At 57.3% G+C, this 20956-nt stretch carries 19 protein-coding genes; 3 read left to right on the forward strand and 16 right to left on the reverse strand.

Annotation, left to right across the window (positions count from 1 at the left end; all coding sequences use genetic code 11):
- Positions 1 to 11: 11 nt before the first annotated feature.
- The 6 genes from cysS to H8699_RS00235 form a co-directional block, all read right to left on the reverse strand.
- Positions 12 to 1403 carry a cysteine--tRNA ligase gene (gene cysS, locus H8699_RS00210; protein ID WP_249283949.1) on the reverse strand — a complete coding sequence of 464 codons (1392 nt, stop codon included), beginning with the start codon at positions 1401 to 1403 and terminating at the stop codon, positions 12 to 14.
- Between the two features lie 136 nt (positions 1404 to 1539).
- Positions 1540 to 2694: an MGDG synthase family glycosyltransferase gene (locus tag H8699_RS00215; protein WP_249283950.1), complete on the reverse strand. Its 1155-nt coding sequence runs from the start codon at positions 2692 to 2694 to the stop codon at positions 1540 to 1542.
- A 16-nt stretch (positions 2695 to 2710) separates the two neighbouring features.
- Positions 2711 to 3904: a DNA recombination protein RmuC gene (locus tag H8699_RS00220; protein WP_249283951.1), complete on the reverse strand. Its 1194-nt coding sequence runs from the start codon at positions 3902 to 3904 to the stop codon at positions 2711 to 2713.
- Between the two features lie 142 nt (positions 3905 to 4046).
- Positions 4047 to 6449 (reverse strand): phenylalanine--tRNA ligase subunit beta, encoded by a 2403-nt coding sequence (gene pheT / locus H8699_RS00225; protein ID WP_249283952.1) that lies wholly within the window; start codon positions 6447 to 6449, stop codon positions 4047 to 4049.
- Between the two features lie 16 nt (positions 6450 to 6465).
- On the reverse strand, positions 6466 to 7485 hold the full coding sequence (pheS, locus tag H8699_RS00230) for a phenylalanine--tRNA ligase subunit alpha (RefSeq protein ID WP_249284705.1): 1020 nt from the start codon (positions 7483 to 7485) through the stop codon (positions 6466 to 6468).
- 443 nt (positions 7486 to 7928) lie between these two features.
- Complete coding sequence (locus tag H8699_RS00235) at positions 7929 to 8219, reverse strand: Dabb family protein (RefSeq protein ID WP_138295583.1); 291 nt, start codon at positions 8217 to 8219, stop codon at positions 7929 to 7931.
- 260 nt (positions 8220 to 8479) lie between these two features.
- On the opposite strand from H8699_RS00235, the gene H8699_RS00240 reads away from it, so the two are divergent.
- Together H8699_RS00240 and H8699_RS00245 are read left to right on the forward strand one after the other, a co-directional pair.
- Complete coding sequence (locus tag H8699_RS00240; RefSeq protein WP_138295582.1) at positions 8480 to 9043, forward strand: helix-turn-helix domain-containing protein; 564 nt, start codon at positions 8480 to 8482, stop codon at positions 9041 to 9043.
- Positions 9044 to 9061: 18 nt separating this feature from the next.
- Positions 9062 to 10732 carry an AMP-binding protein gene (locus H8699_RS00245; RefSeq protein WP_249283953.1) on the forward strand — a complete coding sequence of 557 codons (1671 nt, stop codon included), beginning with the start codon at positions 9062 to 9064 and terminating at the stop codon, positions 10730 to 10732.
- Positions 10733 to 10875: 143 nt separating this feature from the next.
- On the opposite strand, the gene H8699_RS00250 is transcribed toward H8699_RS00245, so the two are convergent.
- From H8699_RS00250 to H8699_RS00285, 8 genes are all read right to left on the reverse strand, one after another.
- The gene (locus H8699_RS00250; RefSeq protein WP_249283954.1) at positions 10876 to 11256 is read right to left on the reverse strand and encodes a GyrI-like domain-containing protein; all 381 of its coding nucleotides are present in this window, start codon (positions 11254 to 11256) and stop codon (positions 10876 to 10878) included.
- Between the two features lie 187 nt (positions 11257 to 11443).
- Positions 11444 to 11788 carry a cupin domain-containing protein gene (locus tag H8699_RS00255; protein ID WP_138295579.1) on the reverse strand — a complete coding sequence of 115 codons (345 nt, stop codon included), beginning with the start codon at positions 11786 to 11788 and terminating at the stop codon, positions 11444 to 11446.
- 38 nt (positions 11789 to 11826) lie between these two features.
- Complete coding sequence (locus H8699_RS00260; protein ID WP_249283955.1) at positions 11827 to 13125, reverse strand: homoserine dehydrogenase; 1299 nt, start codon at positions 13123 to 13125, stop codon at positions 11827 to 11829.
- A gap of 54 nt (positions 13126 to 13179) precedes the next feature.
- Positions 13180 to 14670, reverse strand: coding sequence for an arabinosylfuranosidase ArfA (gene arfA, locus H8699_RS00265; RefSeq protein ID WP_249283956.1), 1491 nt, complete (start codon positions 14668 to 14670; stop codon positions 13180 to 13182).
- A gap of 117 nt (positions 14671 to 14787) precedes the next feature.
- Positions 14788 to 16368, reverse strand: coding sequence for a hypothetical protein (locus H8699_RS00270; protein WP_249283957.1), 1581 nt, complete (start codon positions 16366 to 16368; stop codon positions 14788 to 14790).
- Positions 16361 to 17068, reverse strand: coding sequence for an ABC transporter ATP-binding protein (locus tag H8699_RS00275; protein ID WP_249283958.1), 708 nt, complete (start codon positions 17066 to 17068; stop codon positions 16361 to 16363). The genes H8699_RS00270 and H8699_RS00275 overlap by 8 nt, the downstream gene beginning before the upstream one ends.
- 234 nt (positions 17069 to 17302) lie before the next feature.
- A complete protein-coding gene (locus H8699_RS00280; protein ID WP_147518117.1) occupies positions 17303 to 18073 on the reverse strand; it encodes a type III pantothenate kinase in 771 nt (256 codons plus the stop codon).
- Between the two features lie 27 nt (positions 18074 to 18100).
- A complete protein-coding gene (locus H8699_RS00285) occupies positions 18101 to 18796 on the reverse strand; it encodes an ECF transporter S component (RefSeq protein ID WP_138295573.1) in 696 nt (231 codons plus the stop codon).
- A gap of 239 nt (positions 18797 to 19035) precedes the next feature.
- On the opposite strand from H8699_RS00285, the gene H8699_RS00290 reads away from it, so the two are divergent.
- Positions 19036 to 19452, forward strand: coding sequence for a VOC family protein (locus H8699_RS00290; RefSeq protein WP_138295572.1), 417 nt, complete (start codon positions 19036 to 19038; stop codon positions 19450 to 19452).
- Positions 19453 to 19556: 104 nt separating this feature from the next.
- Here the strand turns inward: H8699_RS00290 and H8699_RS00295 are convergent, their stop codons facing one another.
- Positions 19557 to 20309, reverse strand: a complete 753-nt coding sequence (locus tag H8699_RS00295; RefSeq protein WP_249283959.1) for a class I SAM-dependent methyltransferase — start codon at positions 20307 to 20309, stop codon at positions 19557 to 19559.
- Positions 20310 to 20376: 67 nt separating this feature from the next.
- Complete coding sequence (locus H8699_RS00300) at positions 20377 to 20832, reverse strand: tryptophan-rich sensory protein (protein ID WP_330605071.1); 456 nt, start codon at positions 20830 to 20832, stop codon at positions 20377 to 20379.
- Positions 20833 to 20956: the final 124 nt, after the last annotated feature.

Genomic DNA, 20956 nt, shown 5'->3' on the forward strand with positions numbered 1-20956 from the left:
CGGCTGCCGTTTTACACGCGGTGGATCTTGGCCCCCTGCGGCGTATCCTCCACCACGATGCCCTTTTCCTTGAGCAGATCCCGTATCCGGTCGCTCTCCGCCCAGTTTTTATCCTTACGGGCCTGGGTGCGCTGCTCGACCAGGGCCAAAATCTCCGGGTCCTCCACCTGCGTTTCCTTATAGAGCAGGCCCAGCACGCCGCTCAGTTCATTCAGCAACGCCAGCGCCGCCTGTACCGCCGCTTTGCCGCTGTCCGCATCGCAAACGCTGTTAATCTCGCGCACGGCCTCAAACAATACGCCCAGCGCGTCCGCGGTATTCAGGTCGTCATCCATAGCCGCGCAGAATTTATCCCGCCAGCCATCCAGGCCCTTGATAAATGCCTCGTCTTTTTCGGCCGCCTCATCCTTAGCATGCCCCAAAAGATATTCTAAATTGCGCTTGGCGTTATACAGCCGCTCCAGCGCGGTCTTGGCCTGCTCGATCAGCTCGCGGCTGAAGTTAATGGGGCTGCGGTAATGGGCGCTGAGCATGAACATGCGCAGGGCCTCCAGGTCGAACTCCTTGCCGATATCCCGCACGGTAAAAAAGTTGCCCAGGCTTTTGGACATCTTTTGATTATCGATATTGATATAGCCGTTGTGCATCCAGTAGCGCACAAAGGGCTTGCCGGTAGCGCACTCGGACTGGGCCACCTCGTTTTCGTGGTGAGGGAACACCAGGTCCTGTCCGCCGCAGTGGATATCAAAGGTCTCGCCCAGATATTTGGTGGACATGGCTGAGCACTCGATATGCCAGCCCGGCCGCCCCTTGCCCCAGGGGGAATCCCAGCTGGGTTCGCCGGGTTTGGCCGCCTTCCAAAGAGCGAAATCCATCGGATCGCGCTTTTCGTCGTCCACCTCCACGCGGGCGCCGCTCATCAGCTCCTCAATGTCCCGGCCCGAGAGCTTGCCATAATCCGCATCCGAAGCCACGGAGAAATACACGCTGCCGTTTGCGGCATAGGCCTTCCCGTTTTTCTCCAGTTTTTTGATCATCCCAATGATCAGGCCGATATGGTCGGTGGCGCGTGGATGTACGTCCGCCCGCCGCACGTTTAGCGAATCGGCATCCTTAAAGTATTCGGCAATGAACCGCTCCCCCAACTCTTTTACCGTGATCCCCTCCTGATTGGCGCGGGCGATCATCTTATCATCGATATCCGTCAGGTTCTGCACGTACTTTACATCATAACCCCGATACTCTAGGTAACGCCGCAGGGTATCAAACACAATGGTGGGCCGGGCGTTGCCGATATGGATAAAATCATATACCGTAGGGCCGCAGACATAGATGCCCACTTTGCCGGGAACCAGCGGAACGAATTCCTCTTTTTTACGGGTCTGGGTGTTATAGATCTGCATAAAGTTGGTTGCCTCCCTCACATTCGGGCAAACGCGCTGGGATCTATCGCGCCCTGCGCGGGCATTTTTGCGGTCCGCCCATTCATCTTCATTATAGGTCATGCCTCAAACCCCGGTCAAGCCGGGCATGGGGCGCTTAATCGGCAAAGGGGAATTTCGCCTCTTCCCTGCTCTTTTCCAAGCCCAGAATAAACTCGCCCAGGCGCCGGGCCGCATCCCGCTTGCCGAACTGCTGCTGGGCATAGCGCATCATCCCCAGGCGCATCTCGTTAAACAGCAGCTGTGCCACCACCTCGTCTGCCGGCGCACGCTCGGAAATGCGCACCGCAAGGCCCATGTTGGTCAAAAAGATGAGGTTGCGGTCCTCCAGCCCCGGAATGGGCTCCAGCAGCACCATGGGGATGCCCTTGCATAGCGCCTCGGAGGTGGTCAGCCCGCCCGGCTTGGTCAGCAGGATGTCCGAGGCATCCATCATCACCTCCACCTGGTCGGTAAAACCATAGGGCAATATGGTATGCCGGGTGGTGGTGCTCAATTTAAGCACGCGGCTGAGCAGCCTTTTATTGCTGCCGCACACCATCAGAATCTGGAAATCCTCCTCCAGCTCATCCAGCTCTTTGAGCACATCTACCGCATTGCCAAAGCCCATGGAGCCGCCCATCATCAAAAAGGTGCGCTTATCCGCGATATCCAGCGCCTTGCGCGCCTCTGCCTTGCTCAAAGGCTGGGCGCTGAATTTGGGATGGACCGGGATCCCAAAGGGCAGAATCTGCTCGCGCCCGATCCCCTTTTTGGTCAGCAGATACTCCAGCATCTCTGAGGCGGTAACAAAGTAGTCCAGCCCCGTCTTTTCCCAAAAGGGGTGGATGGTAAAATCCGTGACGATCCCGATGGATTTAAAGTTAAAGTCCAGCGCGTTTTGCCGCTTTAAGGCGTTTAGGATCAGCGCCGGGAAGACATGGCTGCAGACCACCACATCCGGGCGATAATGCTGGATGAAGGTAATCATCTTTTTGGAGAGCAGGGTGCTGATCAGGGTATTGATGGTGTTCAGATTTTTGGAATCCTCCGCCTCGTCCATCGCATCGTATATTTTGCCCCACATCTCCGGGGTAAAACGGGTCATATTCACATAACCCCGGTCGATGGAATGGCTGAGCACCCGGTTGATATACCGGAAGGTATCCAGCATGGTGCACTCCACGCCCTGGTCCAGCAGATAGCTCATCACCGCCCGCGCGGTGGAGTTATGCCCCTGCCCCGCGGTCACCGATAAAAACAATACGCGCATGGTTTTCCCTCTCTCCCTATTCCTGTTCCGTTTCGTGCGCCTCGCCCTGCACGCTGCCCAGCTTGCGCTGGATCACCCGCGTGCGCCGGGAGGCGTCGTCGATCACATTACTGGCCTCCTGCAGCTTTTTCTGCGTCTTTTCAAGCAGCGATGCAAACCGCTCAAACTCCGTGCGCACCTGCCCCAGCAGCGCCCATACCTCGCTGGAGCGCTTTTCAATGGCCAGGGTACGAAAGCCCATCTGCAAGCTGTTTAGCAGCGCGGCCAGCGTCGTAGGGCCGCCCAGCACCACCCGGTGCTCCCGCTGCAGGCGCTCGGCCAGCCCCGGGCACTGCAATACATAGGCGTACAGCCCCTCTGTCGGCAGGTACATGATCGCAAAATCCACCGTATGGGGCGGGCAGATATACTTTTGCGCGATGCGCTTGGCCTCCAGGCGGATGCGGCTTTCCAGCTGCTTGGCGGCTTCGGCCGCCGCCTGGGCGGCCCCGTTCTCCTGCGCCTCTAGCAGCCGCAGGTAATCCTCCTGCGGGAACTTGGCGTCAATGGGCAGGTAGACCGTCCCCTCGCCTCCCGCGCCGGGGAGCTTCACGGCAAACTCCACCCGCTCTGCGCTGCCCGGCACCACGCTGACATTGGTGGCGTACTGGTCCGGCGTGAGGATATCCCCCAAAATAGCGCCCAGCTGCACCTCTCCCCAGGTGCCCCGGGCCTTCACGTTTGTCAACACCTTGCGCAGGTCGCCCACGTCCGCGGCCAGCACCTGCATTTCGCCAAGGCCCCGGTGCACCTGCTCTAAGCGCTGGCTCACCGTTTGGAAAGACTCGCCCAGCCGCCGCTCCAACGTTTGCTGCAGCCGCTCGTCTACCACCTGGCGCATCTGTTCTAACTGCCGCGCATTATCCTGCGCCATGGCGGCTATCCGCCCCTCCATCCCCTGGCGCAGGCGGGCAAAGGCCGCGTCGTTTGTGCGGGTGATCTCGGACAGGGCGTGAACGGTCGAGTCGTTCATCCCGCGGATGGCGGCGGCGATCTCCTGGCGGTTTTCCGCCAGCGCCCGCCCAGTCTCACTGCGCAGCAGCGCCCCCTCTTCTTTGAGCGCGCGACCCATCTGCTTATCCGGCCGGCGGGTAAACAGCAGCATCCCCACCGCAATAACCAGCAGGATGCCCAATACCGCACACAGTACCATCCACAGTTCCTGTCCCAATGTTCACTTCCCCTTCCCGGCGTCTCCCCTAATATATGACAGCCTTTATATTATATCATACCCCATCCCGCTAGGCGAGCATGACCCCGCGAAAAAGCAGCCGAGCGGACACACCGCTCGGCTGCTTTTCACTTCGTTCCAATTAAGCGCGCAGTTCCGCGCCATACTCGTGCTCCAGACGGGAGACGATCTTTTTAAAGGCTTTATTGACTTCTTCGTCCACCAGCGTGCGCTCGCTGGAGCGGAAGAGCAGCGAGAATGCCACGCTCTTTTTGCCCTCGGGCAGCTGCGCCCCCTGGTATACGTCAAACAACTGAAGCTCGGCCAGCAAGGGCTTGCCGCCTTTGCGGATGCTCTCCATCATGGGGCCTACCGGCTGGATGCTATCCACCACCACGGCCAGGTCCCGGCTCACGCCCGGGAAGCGGGGCAGCGCCTCAAAGCTGCGCGCCTCAGAGGCCGCCGCATACCAGCTTTGCAGGTCGATCTCCGCCAGCAGCACCTCGCCCTTGACGCCGAAGGCCTCGCACACATCCGGATGTACCTGCCCCAGCTGGCCCAAGACCTTGCCCCCGGCGCTGACCGTCGCCTTGCGGCCAGGATGGTACCAGCACTCGCCCTGCGCTTTAAAGCTCAAATCTCCAATGCCAAAGTCCTGCGCCATCTGCTCGATAATGCCCTTAAGGGTGAAAAAGTCATCCTGGGCAGAGAGCAGAACCATGCCCAGCGTGGGCCGCTCATCCGGCTGGCCCTCCAGCGGATTTTCCTGCGTGGGCAGATAGACCTTGCCCATCTCAAACATGCGGATCTCACCCGCGCGCTGGCGCTGGTTCAAAGCGACCAGGTTCAGCAGGCTGGGCGCCATGGTGGTGCGCATCACGCTCATGTCCTCGCCCAAGGGGTTGGAGATGCGCAGCAGGTGCCGCGCGGCGTGGCCCTGAGGTACGCCCAGCTTTTCGATCCAGTCCGGGCTGATGAAGGAATAGCTCATCGCCTCGTAAAGGTTCAAGCCCACCAGCACATCCCGCACCTTATCGCCCAGCTGCTGCTCCCGGGTCAGCCCGCCCCGCATCAGGGCGCCGTCCATCAGGGTCGCAGGTATCTTGTCATAGCCGTAGATGCGCAGCACCTCTTCGGCGATATCCGCCATATGGTCGATATCCCCGCGGTGGGTGGGCACGGTGCAGTGCAGGGTATCGCTGCGCTCATCCAGCGTGGTTGCGATCTCCAGCTCGTTTAAGATGCGCACCATTTCGCCCGAGGGGATGTCCACCCCCGTCAGCGCGCGGATGCGCGCACAGGGGGCCAAAACCGTCTTGGCGGCGGGCAGCTCGCCGCGCAGGTCGATCTTTCCGCCCACGATCTCGCCCGCGCCCATCTGGGCGATCAGCTGGGCCGCGCGGTCCAGCGCCTTTTCGGTATTATAAATATCCAATCCCTTTTCAAAGCGGGTGGAGGCCTCCGTGCGGATGCCCAGCTCCCGCGCTGTATGGCGGATGTTAAAGCCGCTGAAATACGCGGCCTCCAGCAGCACATTTTGCGTGCCGTCTACGATCTCGCTGTGCTCACCGCCCATGATGCCCGCTACGCCCGTGGGGCCGTCCCCATCACAGATCATCAGCATGTTCTCTTTAAGCGCATGATCCTTGCCGTCCAGCGTGCGGATCGTCTCGCCTGCTTTTGCCCGGCGCACGATGATCTTGGGGCCGGCCACATAGGCCATGTCATAGGCGTGCAGGGGCTGGCCCATCTCCAGCATCACGTAGTTGGTCACATCCACGATATTGTTGATGGGCCGTACGCCGCTGGCGGAAAGCGCCTTTTGCATCCAATCCGGCGAAGGGCCGACTTTGACGTTTTTCACCATCCGCAGCATGTAACGCGGGCACAGGTCCGCATCCTCCACGCTGGCCGTGACATAATCGTGGATATCCTCGCCATTCTCCTGCACCGAGATCTCCGGCAGTTTCAATTCTTCGCCCAATGTCACGGCGGTCTCTCGCGCCATGCCGATCACGCTCATGCAATCCGGCCGGTTGGCCAGGGACTTAAACTCCACCACCACATCGTCCCAGCCCACGACCTTGCGGATATCCTGGCCCAAAGGCGTGCCTTCAGGCAAGATCAGCAGCCCGTCCACCTCGGCCCCGGCAATATCGGCCTCGGTCATGCCCAGCTCCTGGCCAGAACAACACATGCCAAAGGACTCTACACCCCGGATCTTGCTGCGCTTGATCTTAAAATCCCCGGGCAGCACCGCGCCGATCTTGGCCACCGGCACGCGCGCCCCGGCAAAAACGTTGGGGGCGCCGCAGACGATCTGCAGCTTTTCATCTCCCGTATTCACCTGCAGGATATGCAGATGGTCGCTGTCCGGATGATCCTCCATCTGCTCGACCAGGCCCACGACCACGCCGGTCAGTCCCTCGCCCTGCTCGGTCCAGCCCTCTACCTCGGAGCCGGACATGATCATCCGCGCGGCATAGTCCGCCACGGGGAGCGCCATCTTTACATATTCATTTAACCACTTCATGGGTACCAGCATATTTTTCTTCCCTCCCTTAGAACTGTTTCAGGAACCGCAGGTCGCTCTCCAGGAACAGGCGGATATCCGAGATGCCGTATTTGATCATGGCGATCCGGTCCAGCCCAAACCCGAAGGCAAAGCCGCTGTACTCGTCTGGGTCAATGCCGCAGCCAGCCAGCACATTGGGGTTGACCATGCCGCAGCCCAAAATCTCGATCCAGCCCGTGCCTTTGCACAGCCTGCAGCCCTTGCCGCCGCACACCGCGCAGCTTACGTCTACCTCTGCGCTGGGCTCGGTAAAGGGGAAGTAAGACGGCCGGAATTTGGTGCGCGTTTCGGGCCCAAACAGGCTCTTGGCGAACACGTCCAGCACGCCGTACAGGTCGCTCATGCGGATATTCTTGTCCACCACCAGGCCTTCCATCTGGTGGAACACCGGAGAATGGGTGGCGTCTACCTCGTCCACCCGGTAAACCTTGCCCGGGCAGATGATGCGGATGGGCGGCTTATGGTTCTCCATATACCGGGCCTGCATGGGCGAGGTATGGGTACGCAGCAGCATATTTTCGGTAAAATAAAAGCTGTCCTGCATATCCCGGGCCGGGTGATCCTTGGGGATATTGAGCAATTCAAAATTGTAGTGATCCAGCTCTACTTCCGGCCCTTCGGAAACCGTAAAGCCCATACCGGTAAAAATCTCCTCCAGCTCCCGCAGCACCAGGGTGAGCGGGTGCAGCTTGCCCCGGGGCGCGCTCTTGCCCGGCAGGGTCACGTCGATGGCCTCCGCCGCCAGCCGCGCCTCCTTTTCGGCCTGGGCCAATTCCTGCGCCTTACACGCCATTGCGCTTTCAATCTTGGCGCGGGTCTCGTTTACCATCTGTCCAAAGGCCGGCCGCTCCTCCGGGCTCAATTCCCTCATGCCGCGCATCAGCCCCGTCAGCTCTCCCTTTTTGCCCAGCACGCGTACGCGCAGCGCTTCCACATCAGCACTCGCCGCGGCGCTTTCCAGCTCTTTGAGCGCAGCCGCCTCAATTGCCGCCAGTTTTTCCTGCATCATCCTTGCTCCTTCCACTTTTATCCGCACCGTATGCGGCATCCATTTTAACGCAATAAAAAAGCCTCCGCCCCTCTTACATGGGGCGAAGGCATGCTCCGCGTTACCACCCAACTTCGCCGCTGGCCCTAATAGGCGCGGCCTTCATCAGCTTCGGATATAACGGTCCTTCCCGCGCCGGCCTACCGCCGGGGAAATACCCGGTTTGAGCCGCCGAGCTCCGGAGCGAAACCGCGCCACGATGCCAGGGCGGGAAACCTTACAGCCGGTGGATCTCCCTCTCTGCCGCTGCCCCTCGCGCACCTGTGCGAAACTCCATCATCGCTATTTATCGAATATTATAGTCCACCTCAGGCAAAAAATCAACCCGAAAAAAATGCGTTAAACGGTAAAAGCCGCGCACCCTTTAAAGCCCACCGGGTGCGCGGCGCATCTCATCGATCTTAGAAGTAAAAGTCCACCGCCACGGAATCCGTGCGCACTTCCTTCATAAAACGGCGCACGTTCTGGTGTGCCGGGTGGGCCAGGTACCCGTCCATATCCCTGCGGGTAGCAAAGGTCTCGATCAGCACCAGGTCATACGAGCGCTCCGAGCCCATAAAATCTGACCCCATTTCGATGGACAAAAGACCCGGAATGCGGTCCTTCATCCCCATCATCATGCGTTTGATCACCCGCTGCTTATTCTCCTCGCTGTTATCCTTTAACTTGTAGCAAACCACGTGTTTGATCATTTTAAAAGGCCCTCCTTCATCTTTGGCGATGGCGCGCCCAGCCCTGCGCCCCATTTCTTCGGCTTTTAACAGTAGTATATCATATCCGCCAATGCCTTTGAAAGCCGTTTTTTACGCGAATTGCCCCAGCGCAAAATTGCTACCTGCGATCGGCTGCAATCACACTTTAAATCACTTGCAATTTGTTCCAGCGGCGTCTATAATAAGACAATGATTTTAATAAGAAGTGATGCGAACTTTCACCAAAGGGGGTCTAAATGATGTCCGAACAGATTATGGAGATGATCCGCAGGATCAAGGAAATGCGAGAGTTGTCGGACTTATCTGTCGAGCGGGTCGCCAATTTGCTCGCCATTCCGGTCGAGCAGTATGAGCAGTATGAACAGGGCACTACCGATATTCCCATCGGCGTGCTTTACAAACTATCCAACATTTTTAACGTGGAGCTAAATGTACTGCTAACGGGCGACGACGCCAAGCTGCATACCTATTGCCTGGTACGCAAGGGCAAGGGCGTGCCGGTGAACCGCCACCGGGAATACCGTTTTCAGGATCTGGCTTTTAACTTCAGCAACCGGGCGGTCGAGCCGCTGTACGTGGAGATTGACCCAGATATGCCCCCGGTGCCCCACAACCACGCGGGGCAGGAGTTCGATTATATCATCGAGGGGCGCATGAAGTTGACGCTGCACGATAAGGAATTGATCCTAAACGAGGGCGATTCCATTATTTATGATTCCGGCTATTCCCACGGCATGCAGGCGCTGGACGACAAGCCTGTCAAGTTCATCGCCATCGTCGTGCTGCAGGAGGCTTCCCACTAGAATAGGAGCATAACTTTCATGGCCAACTTTTTAAAAGACTACTTGGTGAAGACGGAATTTACCGACTACGAGGACTTTGCGCGCAACTACATCCTAAAGGTGCCTGAGCGCTTCAATTTTGCCTACGACATTGTGGATCGCTACGGCCGGGAGTACCCCGACAAGCGCGCCATCGTCTGGTGCGATGTGCAGGGGAACGAAGCGGAATTTACCTTTAAGGACATCATGGAAAAGAGCAACCAGGCCGCCAACCTGCTGCGCCGTTTGGGCGTAAAAAAGGGCGATGCGGTCATGCTGGTGTTAAAGCGCCGGTATGAGTTCTGGTTTTACATCTATGCCCTGCATAAGCTGGGCGCCATCGCCATCCCGGCGACCCATCTGCTCACGGCCAAGGATATCGTCTACCGGTGCGACGCGGCGGATATCACCACCATCATTGCCTGGGATGAAGAGCCGCTGGTTTCCGCGGTGGACGCGGCAAGCGCCATCTGCCCCAGCCTTGAGAACAAGCTGTTGGTGGGCGGCCAGCGTGAGGGCTGGGTGGATGCGGACGCAGCCCTGGCGGATGAGTCGGTCACCTTCCAAAAGCCCGCAGATGAGGATCTGCCCCATAATGGCGATACCATGCTAATGTACTTTACCAGCGGCACCACCGGCATGCCTAAGATGGTGGCGCACGATTACACCTATCCCCTGGGGCATATCATCACCGCTAAATACTGGCACAACGTGGTGGACGACGGGCTGCACATTTCCGTGGCCGATACCGGCTGGGCCAAGGCCGGCTGGGGCAAGATCTACGGACAGTGGATCGCGGGCACGGCCCAGTTCATCTACGACTTTGACAAGTTTGTGCCAAAGGATCTGCTGGAAGTCATCACCAAATACAAGGTGACCACCTTCTGCGCGCCGCCTACGATCTATCGCTTTATCATCAAGGAGGATCTGTCCAAGTACGATTTCTCCGCGCTGAAATACGCCTCCACCGCCGGTGAGGCCCTGAACCCCGAGGTATTCAATCAGTTCCGCGAGGCCACCGGCATCACCATTAAAGAGGCCTTTGGGCAGAGCGAGTCCACCCCCATCCTGGGCACGTTTACCATGCTGGAGGCTAAACCCGGCTCGGGCGGCAAGCCCTCCCCCGCCTTCCATGTGGACCTGATCGACGAACAGGGCCGTCCCTGCGATGTGGGCGAAGAGGGCGAGCTGGTGATCTACACCGGCGACGGCAAGCCCGTGGGCCTTTTCCAGGGGTATTACCGGGCCGAGGAGCTGACGCAAAGCTGCTGGTCGGGCGGCGTGTACCATACGGGCGACCTGGCCTGGCGGGATGAGGACGGCTATTTCTGGTTTGTCGGCCGGGCGGATGACATCATCAAATCCTCCGGTTACCGTATTGGGCCCTTTGAGGTAGAGAGCGTGCTCATGCAGCACCCGGCGGTGTTGGAATGCGCCATCACCGGCGTGCCGGACCCGGTGCGCGGTCAGCTGGTCAAGGCCACCATCGTGCTGGCCGCCGGGTATGAGGCCAGCGATGATTTGGCAAAGGAATTGCAGACCCATGTAAAGAAGAACACCGCCCCTTACAAATACCCCCGCGTGGTGGAGTTTGTGGAGGAGCTGCCCAAGACCATTTCCGGTAAGATCCGGCGCAATCACCTGCGGGACAAAGATAAGAAAAAGAAATAAGCCCGTAATAATTCAAGCGGCAGAGAGAATTTCTCTGCCGCTTTGTTGTATTTTCTTCGCCCTCATGGATCACTTCGACCTTCGCAGCGCCTAAACCTTGCCTCCCCGGCGGTTTTCACGCAAGCTGCCTTTTCGCACCCTTGCTACAGCCGCGCAATGGGGAAATATAAATACATTTGTTCATCCTGTGGGCGATTATATTCCTGTACTGCGCCCACGAGTCGCAGCCCATTATCCCGCAAATACGCCAGTCCCGCCCGGAAGACTTTCTGATAGTTCCCCTCTACTGCCGTGTACGCATAGCCAAAAGCCGGTACAGTCCACTTGACCCATCCCTCCGGCGGCTGCGCCTCCAACGGCACCTGTACGCCCGCCAGATAAATCCCTTGCGTAAAATCTTCTGTCCAGGGCGCAAAGCTGCGGGAAAAATCGCTCATCAACCCCCAGAATCCAACCAGTTCTTCCCCTTTGCGCAGCGCCAACGGCTCGATCTGGTCAAAATCCCGGTTGGTTTGCGCCCACAAACGCTGAATAACTCCTTCACCATCCCGCGTCGAACCTTCTTTGCCGATTACAGCAAAACCTTACATTTGGCAAATCTGAAACGCCACCGCACACCTCTCACTTTTTTAAGAAAAAGCCCGTGGCTCGTCGGCGCAGTGCGCGTAAAAGCAGCGGACTTTACTCTTTTCTGGCTTATTTGCGTTACATTTAATCCAGTACAACGCAGGCGATCAGTACCAAATCTCCCTTGCCGTTGTTCTCAATATTGTGGGTAGCGCCATTGCCGCAGGTCATGATGTCGCCAGGGGCGAACTGCACCTGCTTGCCGTTATCGTCGCCGATGCCGGTACCGCTGATGATGTAATAGAACTCCGTCTCGTTTACATGGTCATGCACGCCCAGCGAGCAGCCCTCCGGGATCACAATGGTGCCAAACAAGCGGGTCTTATTGGGCAGCTGATCCTTGGGCAGGGTGATAAAGCGCACGTCGCCCTTGCCGCCGCGCACCTCATGGCGCAGTTCGTTGTCCAGTTGTTCCGGTTTAAACAGCATTTTGCCTCATCCTTTCTATTTGTAAGCCTTAAGCAAACTTAAGCGTCCTGCTCTCCCTCTTCCACGCGGATGCAGTTTTTAATCTCCAGCACATCCGCCTCGGCCTCCAGGTCCTTCAAAACGGACTTCATCGCCAGCTCCCTGGTCTTGTGCGTGACGAACACCACCGAGGCCGATCCCTCCTTGGCCGAGGTATTCTTTTGGAACACCGAGGCAACGGAGACCTCATGGTCGGCAAAGATCTGGGTCATCTTGGCCAGCACGCCGGGCTTATCCACCACTTTGACGTGCAGATAGTACTCGCTCTCCCAATCCTCTAAAATGGTCGTTCCCGGGTCCAGGAATGGTTGGTTCTTAAAGGTCATGTACCGGTGTTTATCCTGATGGCAGGCGTAGACCAGATCCGAAATGATGGCGCTGGCCGTAGGCAGGTCACCCGCGCCGCGCCCGTACAGCATCAGATCCCCCACCGCATCGCCATGCATAAACACGGCGTTAAAGGCGCCGCGGATCGATGCCAACGGATGGGTATTGGGAATAAAGGCCGGGTGTACCCGCGCCTCCACCTCGTTGCCCCGCTTTTTACCGATGGCCAGCAGCTTGAGGGTATAGCCCATCTCCTTGCCGTAGGCGATGTCCTCTTTGGTCACCTTGGTGATGCCCTCGTGATAGATCACATCGATAGGCAGCCGGGTATGGAAGCCCATCGATCCCAGGATCGAGAGCTTGTACATCGCGTCATACCCCTCCACATCGCTGGTGGGGTCGGGCTCAGCCAGGCCCAGCTTCTGCGCGCTTTCCAGCACTTCTTCGTAGCTTAGGCCCTCCTCCGTCATGCGGGTGAGGATGTAGTTGGTGGTGCCATTGATGATGCCCATGATCGAATCGATATGGTTGGCCTGGATAGAATCCCACATGGTGCGGATGATGGGGATGCCGCCGGCCACACTGGCCTCAAAATACAGCCCGGCGCCGCTTTCCTGCGCTGCGGCCTGCAATTCCGGCCAGCAGTTGGCTAGCACCTGCTTGTTGGCTGTGATCACGGTCTTGCCCGCTTTCAATACCTCCAGGATATACTCCCGGGCGGGGTGAATGCCCCCCATAAATTCGCAGACGAACTCGATCTCCGGGTCGCCGGCGATATCGGCCACATCCGTGGTCAGCTTGGTGCCCACCATGAACTTGCGGTTCTTATTCACATCCCGTACCAGCATGCGCTTGACCTCGAAGCGCAGCCCATCCCGATGCTCGATCAGGTCGGCATTATCCCGCAAAACCTGATAAACACCCGAACCGATGTTACCAAACCCTAAAAACCCTACTTTAACTACCCGCATAGCGGCCTCCTTCCAAAGTTGCAATCCATGGGCGTAAAGCCCTTGTTATCCTATTTATACCTGGAAGCGCATCACGTTCCAGGATTGGGCGGGCAGACGGATCTGCGCGCGTTCTCCCGCAACAGGGGTGCAGGGCGCCGCGTGAGGCTTGACCCGCTCAGGCGCGTCAAAATCGTTCACCGCCATCAGGTCCTCCCCGTCCAGCACGGTATGCTCCACCATGCGCAGTTCGCCCTCAAATGCCTCCAGGCGCAGGTTCAATAGCATATCTTCCTCATTACAGTTCAGCGCAAATACCCGCACTTCGCGCGCCTGCTCATCGTACACCGCGGCGCTTTGCAGCGTGCGCACATCGCCCGAGTGCTCGGTCTCTACCATCGGGGCCTGCACCCGCACGGCCAACGCCTGCCCGCGCCCCAGGGTGGATACCTGCATGAAGGGATAATACGTTGGCATCTTGACCATTCCGCCGCCGTTTTTCGTCAGCACCGGCGAAAGGGCGTTGACCAGCTGCGCCAGGCAGGCCATCCGCACCCGGTCGGAGTGGTTGATTAAGGTGCACAGCATGCCGCCCACCGCCAGCGCGTCCAGCAACGTGTAATACTGCTGATGGGATTCCGGCCCTTCCAGCCAGCGGCCGGGCAGGGGCATCTCGCTGTCCCACACGTTCCACTCGTCAAAGGACAGCTTGACCTGCTTGCGCGTGCGCTTAAGCGCTTTGACATAATCGATCGTGGCGCTCAAGGTATCGATAAACCGGTCCATATCCGCAAAGGAGGTGATCAGCTCCTTTGCATCTCCCTTGTACTTATAATAGCGGTGCAGGGAGAGATAATCCACATCCTCATAGGTATATTCCAAAACCTTGCGGTCCCAAACCGGGAAGGTGGGCAGCTCCATGGCCGAGCTGCCGCAGGCCACAAGCTGGATATCGGGGTCGACCCAGCGCATCATCTTAGCAGTCTCATGTGCTTTGCGCCCATATTCATCCGCCGTCAGCCCGCAGATCTGCCAGGGCCCGTCCATCTCATTGCCCAGGCACCAGACGCGAAAATTATGCGGCTGCGCGTGGCCGTTGGCCCTGCGCAGGTCGCTGAGCGCCGTGCCGCCCGGGTGGTTGCAGTATTCCAAAAGCTCCGCCGCTTCCTTAGGCGTACCCGTGCCTAGGTTAACGGCGATCATTCCCTGGGTGTCCGCGGCACGGCACCAGTCCGCAAACTCGTCGATGCCAAACTGGTTGGTCTCGATGGCCGCCCAGGCCAACTCCAACCGTCTGGGCCGGTCCTGCTTCGGGCCGATCCCATCGCGCCAGTTGTAGCCGGATACAAAGTTGCCGCCCGGGTAGCGCACGATGGGCACGCGAGCCTCCCGCACCATATCCAAAACATCTTTTCGAAAGCCGTGCTCATCCGAGAGCGGATGCCCCGGCTCATAAATGCCGCCATAGACGGCCCGGCCCAGATGCTCTACAAAAGAGCCATACAGCCGCTCGTCGATGGAAGAGATCGCCTCTTCTCTGGATACCGAAAGCTTTGCCTGCAGCATAAATTACCCCCACTTCTCAGCGGGCTAACAGCGCCGCCGTTTATCTATTGACTTATATAACAGTATACACTTTTTCCGCCCTTTTTCATAGGCGGTTTTGTTAATTTTAACGCCCGTCTAACTGCGCAGCCTGAAGGTTTTATAAGCCAGCTTATATACCAATATGCAGGCCACGACGCAATAAAGGATACAAAATGCGCTGGCCATGACGCCGAATACCAGCGTATCCATGCGCACCTGCATCAAAACAAAGCAAACCATATAGGTGATCCAGGTAACCACCGGGTAAGTGGCGCTCTTGATCTCGGTATTGGCGTTATAGGGCTGCAACAGATAATAGCACGTGAGATAATGCACCGAGAAAAAGACGCTCATCGCCAGGATGGAAAGTGGTATGATCAGGTAATGAACGGGGTTGGCCGTACCGCCTGAAGCAAAGAGCAGCAGCCCCAGCCCAAACCCTATGACGGCGGCCGGCAGCAAGTTGACCTTGATGATCTCTCGCAGCCGGATGCGGAACAGCTTTAAAATGAAATCCGGCCTTTTATAAAATGCGTAGGAAAGCATGCTGTGGTCGCAATTCATAAACAGGGCCTGGGTAAAGGAGGTACCGCGGTTGATCATATACATGATAAACGCGAAGTACGGTAAAAAGCTCATGAGCAGCTCGTTCGTCTTTTGACTGATCTCAGGGTTCAATTTAAAGGCCAACAGCAGCCCGGCCACGCAGGCCAGCGCGATAGCCGCCACCCGCTTGGCCGGCCGCCACAGCACCTTGCGGTGACGCTTGACGAACAGCTCGTTAAAGTACTCAAAGCCTTTTTTATGGCTGGTGATATGGATATCCGCGCTGATAGACTTGCGGCTGGCCTCCTGGGTAGCCTGCTGCACTGTTTTTTTATAGTCCAGCCCCGTCTTTTTATCCGCCAGGATCAGCTGATACATGGCGCGGTACTCTTTAAATCGCGCGATCTTTATAGCCGCATAAACCCCTGCCAACACTATGGCAATGGCGACCCCGCCAAATACGGCCGCCGGGATCACGATGCCTAGAAGCGGCAGTCCATAGGCCGCCAGCAGCAGCACGCCCGCCAACGGCCAGGCGATTTTGGGCGGCAGGTTCTCGTTTACCGCCTCCCCGGTACGCGCATAGCGCAGCAGAAACAGCCATGCGGCGATCAGCTTGGCGCCGGCTACAAAAAACGGGATCAACAGGCACACCCAAAGCGGCGCCCCCTGCATCATCCCCACCCAAAGCGCCAGCGGCAAAAAGCCTATGACCACCTTGAGCATGGCATACGTATAGTTGGACAGCGTATAGGCCCGGGCATCCATCCGCATCAGCACCATGGCGTAATACTTATCGTTTGTGGGGTTGAACATGTAGGTGTTCATATACGCGCCGATCGCGGTCAAAAACAGCAGCATATGCCCAAACAAGTCGCCCTGGGGAACATCTTGATATAGCAGCCCCAGGCCAAAAACCATCGCCAGTAGATAGATCCCCTTCCCCAAAAAGGTAGAGATCACCTCCCAGATAGCCGAAAGCACGTTTGCAAAGGTCTTTAGCCCCCGGCTGGCATAGAGCGAATTGGGCAGCAGCCTTTTGATCAGCGGCAGCTGTTTGATGGCATATAAAATGCTGTTGACCCGATAGGTATTCTTGAGGGAAAAGGATATGCGAAAGGCGTTAAACATGGTCCTCCTCCTTCAGGGCCGCAATGATCTTGTCCTTAAAATCCTGGTTATCCAGGTTTGCCTTGTCCACCACCTCTAAAGTGCCGTGGTTCAGGATCACGATCTCGTCGCAGAGGTCCAGCGCCAGCTCCATAATATGGGTGGAAAAGATGATGATGCGCCCCTGCTTGAGTTTGCGCAGCAGCTGCTTCATCTCCTCGGCCACCACCACATCCAGGGAGGTGAGCGGTTCGTCTAGTAAAAGCAGGTTGGGTTGGGCGATGATATTGATCAGCATCTGCATTTTGTTTTTCATGCCGTGGGAATAGTCCTTCAGCAGCCGGTCCCGATCCTCTGGGGCGATATTCATCATTTCAAAATATTCGTCGATCTCACGGCGCTCGCCAATGCTTTTTTCGTTGATCTCGATAAAAAACTTGAGAAATTCGCGTCCGGTCAAAAACTCCGGTACCGTGGGGGTGGAAAGTACGTACCCAATATCCTCGGCCTTTACCTCGCGTTTTTGCCCCGCCTCATCCAGCAGAAAGCTGCCGCCATCCACCTTGATATCCCGGTTGACGCAGTTGAAAAGCGTGGTCTTGCCCGCGCCATTGCGGCCCAGCAGGCCATAAATTTTGCCGCTGTCAAAGGTAAAGGAGATGTCTTTAAGCACCTCTTTTTTATCAAAGCGCTTGGAAAGGTGTTCGATAATAAACTGCATAGCCGCCTCCTTCAAAAAAATGCAACGCTTTGGGGGTAGCCCCTATTGCCTACGTTGCTTGATTATAGCATGCGCCCGTGCGCGCAAACAACAACATCTATGTGAAATGGTATTAAAAGCGCTTGAAATGTACATTTAGAGCGGCGAAACCCGTCTTTTAGCTGCCGCTTTAAATCCTGCTTTTATGCGTAAAAAATAAGCGCGGGATCACTCCCGCGCCTAATTTTTATGCCATTAATTTTGATTGCGCTCGTAGAGGATGCGCAGCCCTTGCAGCGTCAGTTCCGGATCGATGGTATCGATCGTGGTGGACTCCGCAGCGATGATGTTGCTCATCCCCCCGGTAGCCACTACCGGGATCTTCTCCGCGCCGATCTCCTCTTTCATCTTGCCTACAATATAATCCACCAGGCCTACAAAGCCGTAAAAGATACCGGCCTGCATGTTGCTGATGGTGTTGCGGTTGATCACGCTCTCCGGACGGATCAGCTCGATCTTAGGCAGGCGGGAGGTGTTTTGCACCAACGCCTCCATGGACATCTTGATGCCCGGGCAGATGGCCCCGCCCACAAAGGCGCCCTCCTCCGACACCACGCCGAAGGTGGTCGCCGTACCAAAATCGATGGTAATGCAGGGGCCGCCGTAAATCTCGTACGCCGCCACGGCGTTGACGATACGGTCCGACCCCAATTCCTTTGCGTTTTCATACTTGATGTTGAGCCCCGTTTTAATGCCGGGGCCTACGATCAGGGGATCCACATGGAAAAAATAGCGCAGCATATGCTCCAAGGTATAGTTGATGGAGGGCACCACCGAGGAGAAGATCACCCCGTCCACATCCTTCATGCTCTGCCCCTTCATATGGAAAAGGTTCATAAAATCGATGCCGTACTCATCCGAGGTCTTGGTCCGGTGGGTGGCAATGCGCCAGGAGTCCACCAGCTTTTTGCCCTCAAAAAGGCCGGATTTGATATTGGTATTGCCCACATCCACCACTAAAAACATCGCATACTCCTCTTTCGTAAGGCTTTTCTATCGGGCCTGGCGGCGCATCAACGCCGTTGGCGTCCGATCCAGCTTGCGCACGGCCAGGATGACGGGGATGGCTGCGATCACCGCCACCGCGCATTCAGGGATGGCGTTGGTCACCACCGTGGCCCACAAAAACAGCGCCACGCCCTGAAAGGGGTCTTGCAGCATGCCATACTGGGCCACTGCCGCGCCTGCGGCCGCATTCTCCCCCGCCAAGGCGGCAAAACGCGTGACGATATCCTGCGCGTAGACCACATAAAGCAGCCCCAGCACGCCTACCGTATTGGTCAGCGTGCCCACCACCGCGCTTACCGCGATGGGCAGCACCTGGCGCCCTTTTTTAAACAGCTTGCACATCCCCCGGTATACCGCCCAGGTGACCGGGGCGATGATCAGCCGCGGCAGCACCGAGATCACGGGGTTGAGAAAGAATACATTGAGTAACCCCGCCGTCGTAGCCGCATTATACCAGCTGGCCAGGCCAAACATCAGCCCTGTCGCCATCCCCATCCACGGTCCTTCCAAAATCGTGATGATAATAGTCGGCAGGTGCAGCAGCGTGATCGAGATCAGCGGCAGGCGCAAGAAGCCCAGCGGCGTCAGCGCCATCACCATGGTCAGCGCAGCCATCATCCCTACGATGACCAGGCTGCGCACCTTCGTTCGCGACGGTGTAGCAGGATTACGATTTTTCACTTTTCATTCCTCCGTTCAAGTTCCGCTTGCGGATACCTGACTGTCCTTTTGTGCGTTGCAGCTTCGTATGTCCGGTTCATTGCGATACCAGCATATTTTGTATCATCTTATCACTATTGCAGCTACATTTCAAGGCAAAAACCGCGCCGCTTACCCTTCCCCTCATCACTTTAATGTGTTAAAATATCCCTATGCGTTTTTACTGCGCGTGAGCAAGATTATTTTAGGAGGTCACTTTCATGAGCTGCACTTGCTGCCAGGGCCAGATGATCGGCCTGCATCACATCGGCGTACGCACGACGGACCTAGCCAAAACACAAGCATTTTATACCGACGTATTGGGGTTTGAGATGTTCAAGCGCGTTTCTCTCCCCCAGCCTAACGGCACCGCCACGGAGATCGCCTTTGTGCGCCTGGGCACGCTGACGCTGGAGCTGATCCAGCCTGCCGACCTAACCCAGGTGGAAAAGGAGACCGGCATGGTGCAGCACGTGGCCATCGCCGTTAAGGGGATCGACGGGATCGTCGAAAAGCTCAAGGCCAAGGGCGTGGCTTTCCGCACTGAAGAGCCGGTAAACAACGAGCCCTTAAACGCCAAGCTGATCTTCTTCACCGGCGCCGCCGGCGAGACCCTGGAGCTGTTTGAGGATCTTTAAGCCGCAGTGTACCGACATCAAAACCCCCGTTCCACTTTTTTGTGGAACGGGGGTTTTTCTTAATAGCAAGGCGGCTTAAAACAAATTTCCCAGCGGCGGCGCCATCAAAGCGTGCCGCACCAAATGGCGGTGCGGTTACGCATCGTCACCCGCCCGCCCTCTTCAAACCGCTCGAAACTCCTCTGCAAGCCCTCCCGGTAGCCCTCATACCCGTCCTCTCCCGGCGCCGGCGCATAAGAAGAGGACAAACCCCGCGCAATAAACTGTTCGGCGGTATAGATCTGGTCAAAGGCAATATCCACCCGCGTGGGTTTATCCGCAAAAAACATCTCACACCCTGAGGCGACCTTTTCATAGCCATGGTTCAGGCTGGTAAAATGCTTGCCATAGCGCGCGCAAACCGCGTGCTGCGCCTTCGTCAATTCATCCTCGTAAACGCGGTAGTTTTGGATCACAAAGACCTTGCCGCCGGGCCGCAGTATTCTGGCCCATTCCCGGCGGACCCGGTCCCAATCGAACCAATGGAAGGCCGAAGCCGCGGTAATAAGGTCTATGCTCCCGCTGTCAAGGCCGGTTTGCTCCGCGCTTTGCGGTATTGCGCGATACCTAACCATACTGCCCAGGCGGTCTTGTGCCATCTCGCGCATCTGCGCTAAAGGTTCCACGCCCAAAACCGCGTAGCCCCGCTCCAGCAGCCCTTGTGCGAAAAGCCCGGTGCCGCTGCCCATATCCGCCGCAACGGGATACTCCCCCGCCGGGGCCTGGCTGGCGATAAAGTCGTACACCTCTTGGGCATAGCCCTTGCGGCCCGCCGCGTAACACGCAGCCTTTCCTTCAAAGGTCGGGTGATCTCCCATAAAACAGGCGCTCCTTTACGTTTGCCCTCAGTATAGCACCGGGTCTTTTCCCGGTCAAACGACGCGGTTAATTGATCATAATGACGCAGTACTGAACCGCCAGGCCATAGACCATATAGATAAAGGGCAGGGTGAGCAGTAGCGCCGGGCCTACCGTGCGCGTCCACAGTTTACGGATCAGAAAGGCCGCCAGCCCCGCTGCCAGTGCCAGCAGCAGCAAGCCGATCACCAGGTCGTGCAGCTGAAAAAGCACCAGGTTATGGGCCAAACCGATCAGCCCGTCCAGCCCCAGCCATAGCAGATATCGCTCGTATCCCCGTTCCCAAAGCAAGGCGCCCGCCGCTGCCAAAAAGCAGTATATGCCAGCCCAGGCAATCTGCGGGCCTATCGCCAGCGCAAACGGGGGTTGCTTTAGCCCCAGGTACCATGCACTTTTGACGTCCATTATCAGCCATCCGGCAGCGGCTAATAGCAGGCCTGCCGCAAACGGTATCGCGATTGAAAACCAGTCCTTCCCCTTCACGGATCATCCCCTCCCATCCTCGTTTAAGAATATGCTTGGGGCAACTTGTCTATTCAACAGTCTGTCCATTCCAGTCCCCGCATGGTATAATGCACTCATATTCGTTAATTCATTAAAGGGGGAT

The sequence above is a fragment of the Luoshenia tenuis genome (genome assembly GCF_014384745.1).
Classification (GTDB): Bacteria; Bacillota; Clostridia; order Christensenellales.

Excerpts from the sequence above, each read along its gene's own strand:
- H8699_RS00255 (WP_138295579.1), bottom strand. The coding sequence starts at position 11,788 with ATGCTGTTTAAACCGGAACAACTGGACAACGAACTGCGCCATGAGGTG.
- H8699_RS00280 (WP_147518117.1), bottom strand. The coding sequence starts at position 18,073 with ATGTTTTTAGTGGTGGATGTGGGCAATACCAATATCAAATCCGGCCTT.
- H8699_RS00240 (WP_138295582.1), top strand. The coding sequence starts at position 8,480 with ATGTCCGAACAGATTATGGAGATGATCCGCAGGATCAAGGAAATGCGA.
- pheS (WP_249284705.1), bottom strand. The coding sequence starts at position 7,485 with ATGCAGGAAAAACTGGCGGCAATTGAGGCGGCTGCGCTCAAAGAGCTG.
- H8699_RS00260 (WP_249283955.1), bottom strand. The coding sequence starts at position 13,125 with ATGCGGGTAGTTAAAGTAGGGTTTTTAGGGTTTGGTAACATCGGTTCG.
- H8699_RS00215 (WP_249283950.1), bottom strand. The coding sequence starts at position 2,694 with ATGCGCGTATTGTTTTTATCGGTGACCGCGGGGCAGGGGCATAACTCC.
- pheT (WP_249283952.1), bottom strand. The coding sequence starts at position 6,449 with ATGCTGGTACCCATGAAGTGGTTAAATGAATATGTAAAGATGGCGCTC.
- arfA (WP_249283956.1), bottom strand. The coding sequence starts at position 14,670 with ATGCTGCAGGCAAAGCTTTCGGTATCCAGAGAAGAGGCGATCTCTTCC.
- H8699_RS00290 (WP_138295572.1), top strand. The coding sequence starts at position 19,036 with ATGAGCTGCACTTGCTGCCAGGGCCAGATGATCGGCCTGCATCACATC.
- H8699_RS00245 (WP_249283953.1), top strand. The coding sequence starts at position 9,062 with ATGGCCAACTTTTTAAAAGACTACTTGGTGAAGACGGAATTTACCGAC.
- cysS (WP_249283949.1), bottom strand. The coding sequence starts at position 1,403 with ATGCAGATCTATAACACCCAGACCCGTAAAAAAGAGGAATTCGTTCCG.
- H8699_RS00235 (WP_138295583.1), bottom strand. The coding sequence starts at position 8,219 with ATGATCAAACACGTGGTTTGCTACAAGTTAAAGGATAACAGCGAGGAG.
- H8699_RS00270 (WP_249283957.1), bottom strand. The coding sequence starts at position 16,368 with ATGTTTAACGCCTTTCGCATATCCTTTTCCCTCAAGAATACCTATCGG.
- H8699_RS00295 (WP_249283959.1), bottom strand. The coding sequence starts at position 20,309 with ATGGGAGATCACCCGACCTTTGAAGGAAAGGCTGCGTGTTACGCGGCG.
- H8699_RS00275 (WP_249283958.1), bottom strand. The coding sequence starts at position 17,068 with ATGCAGTTTATTATCGAACACCTTTCCAAGCGCTTTGATAAAAAAGAG.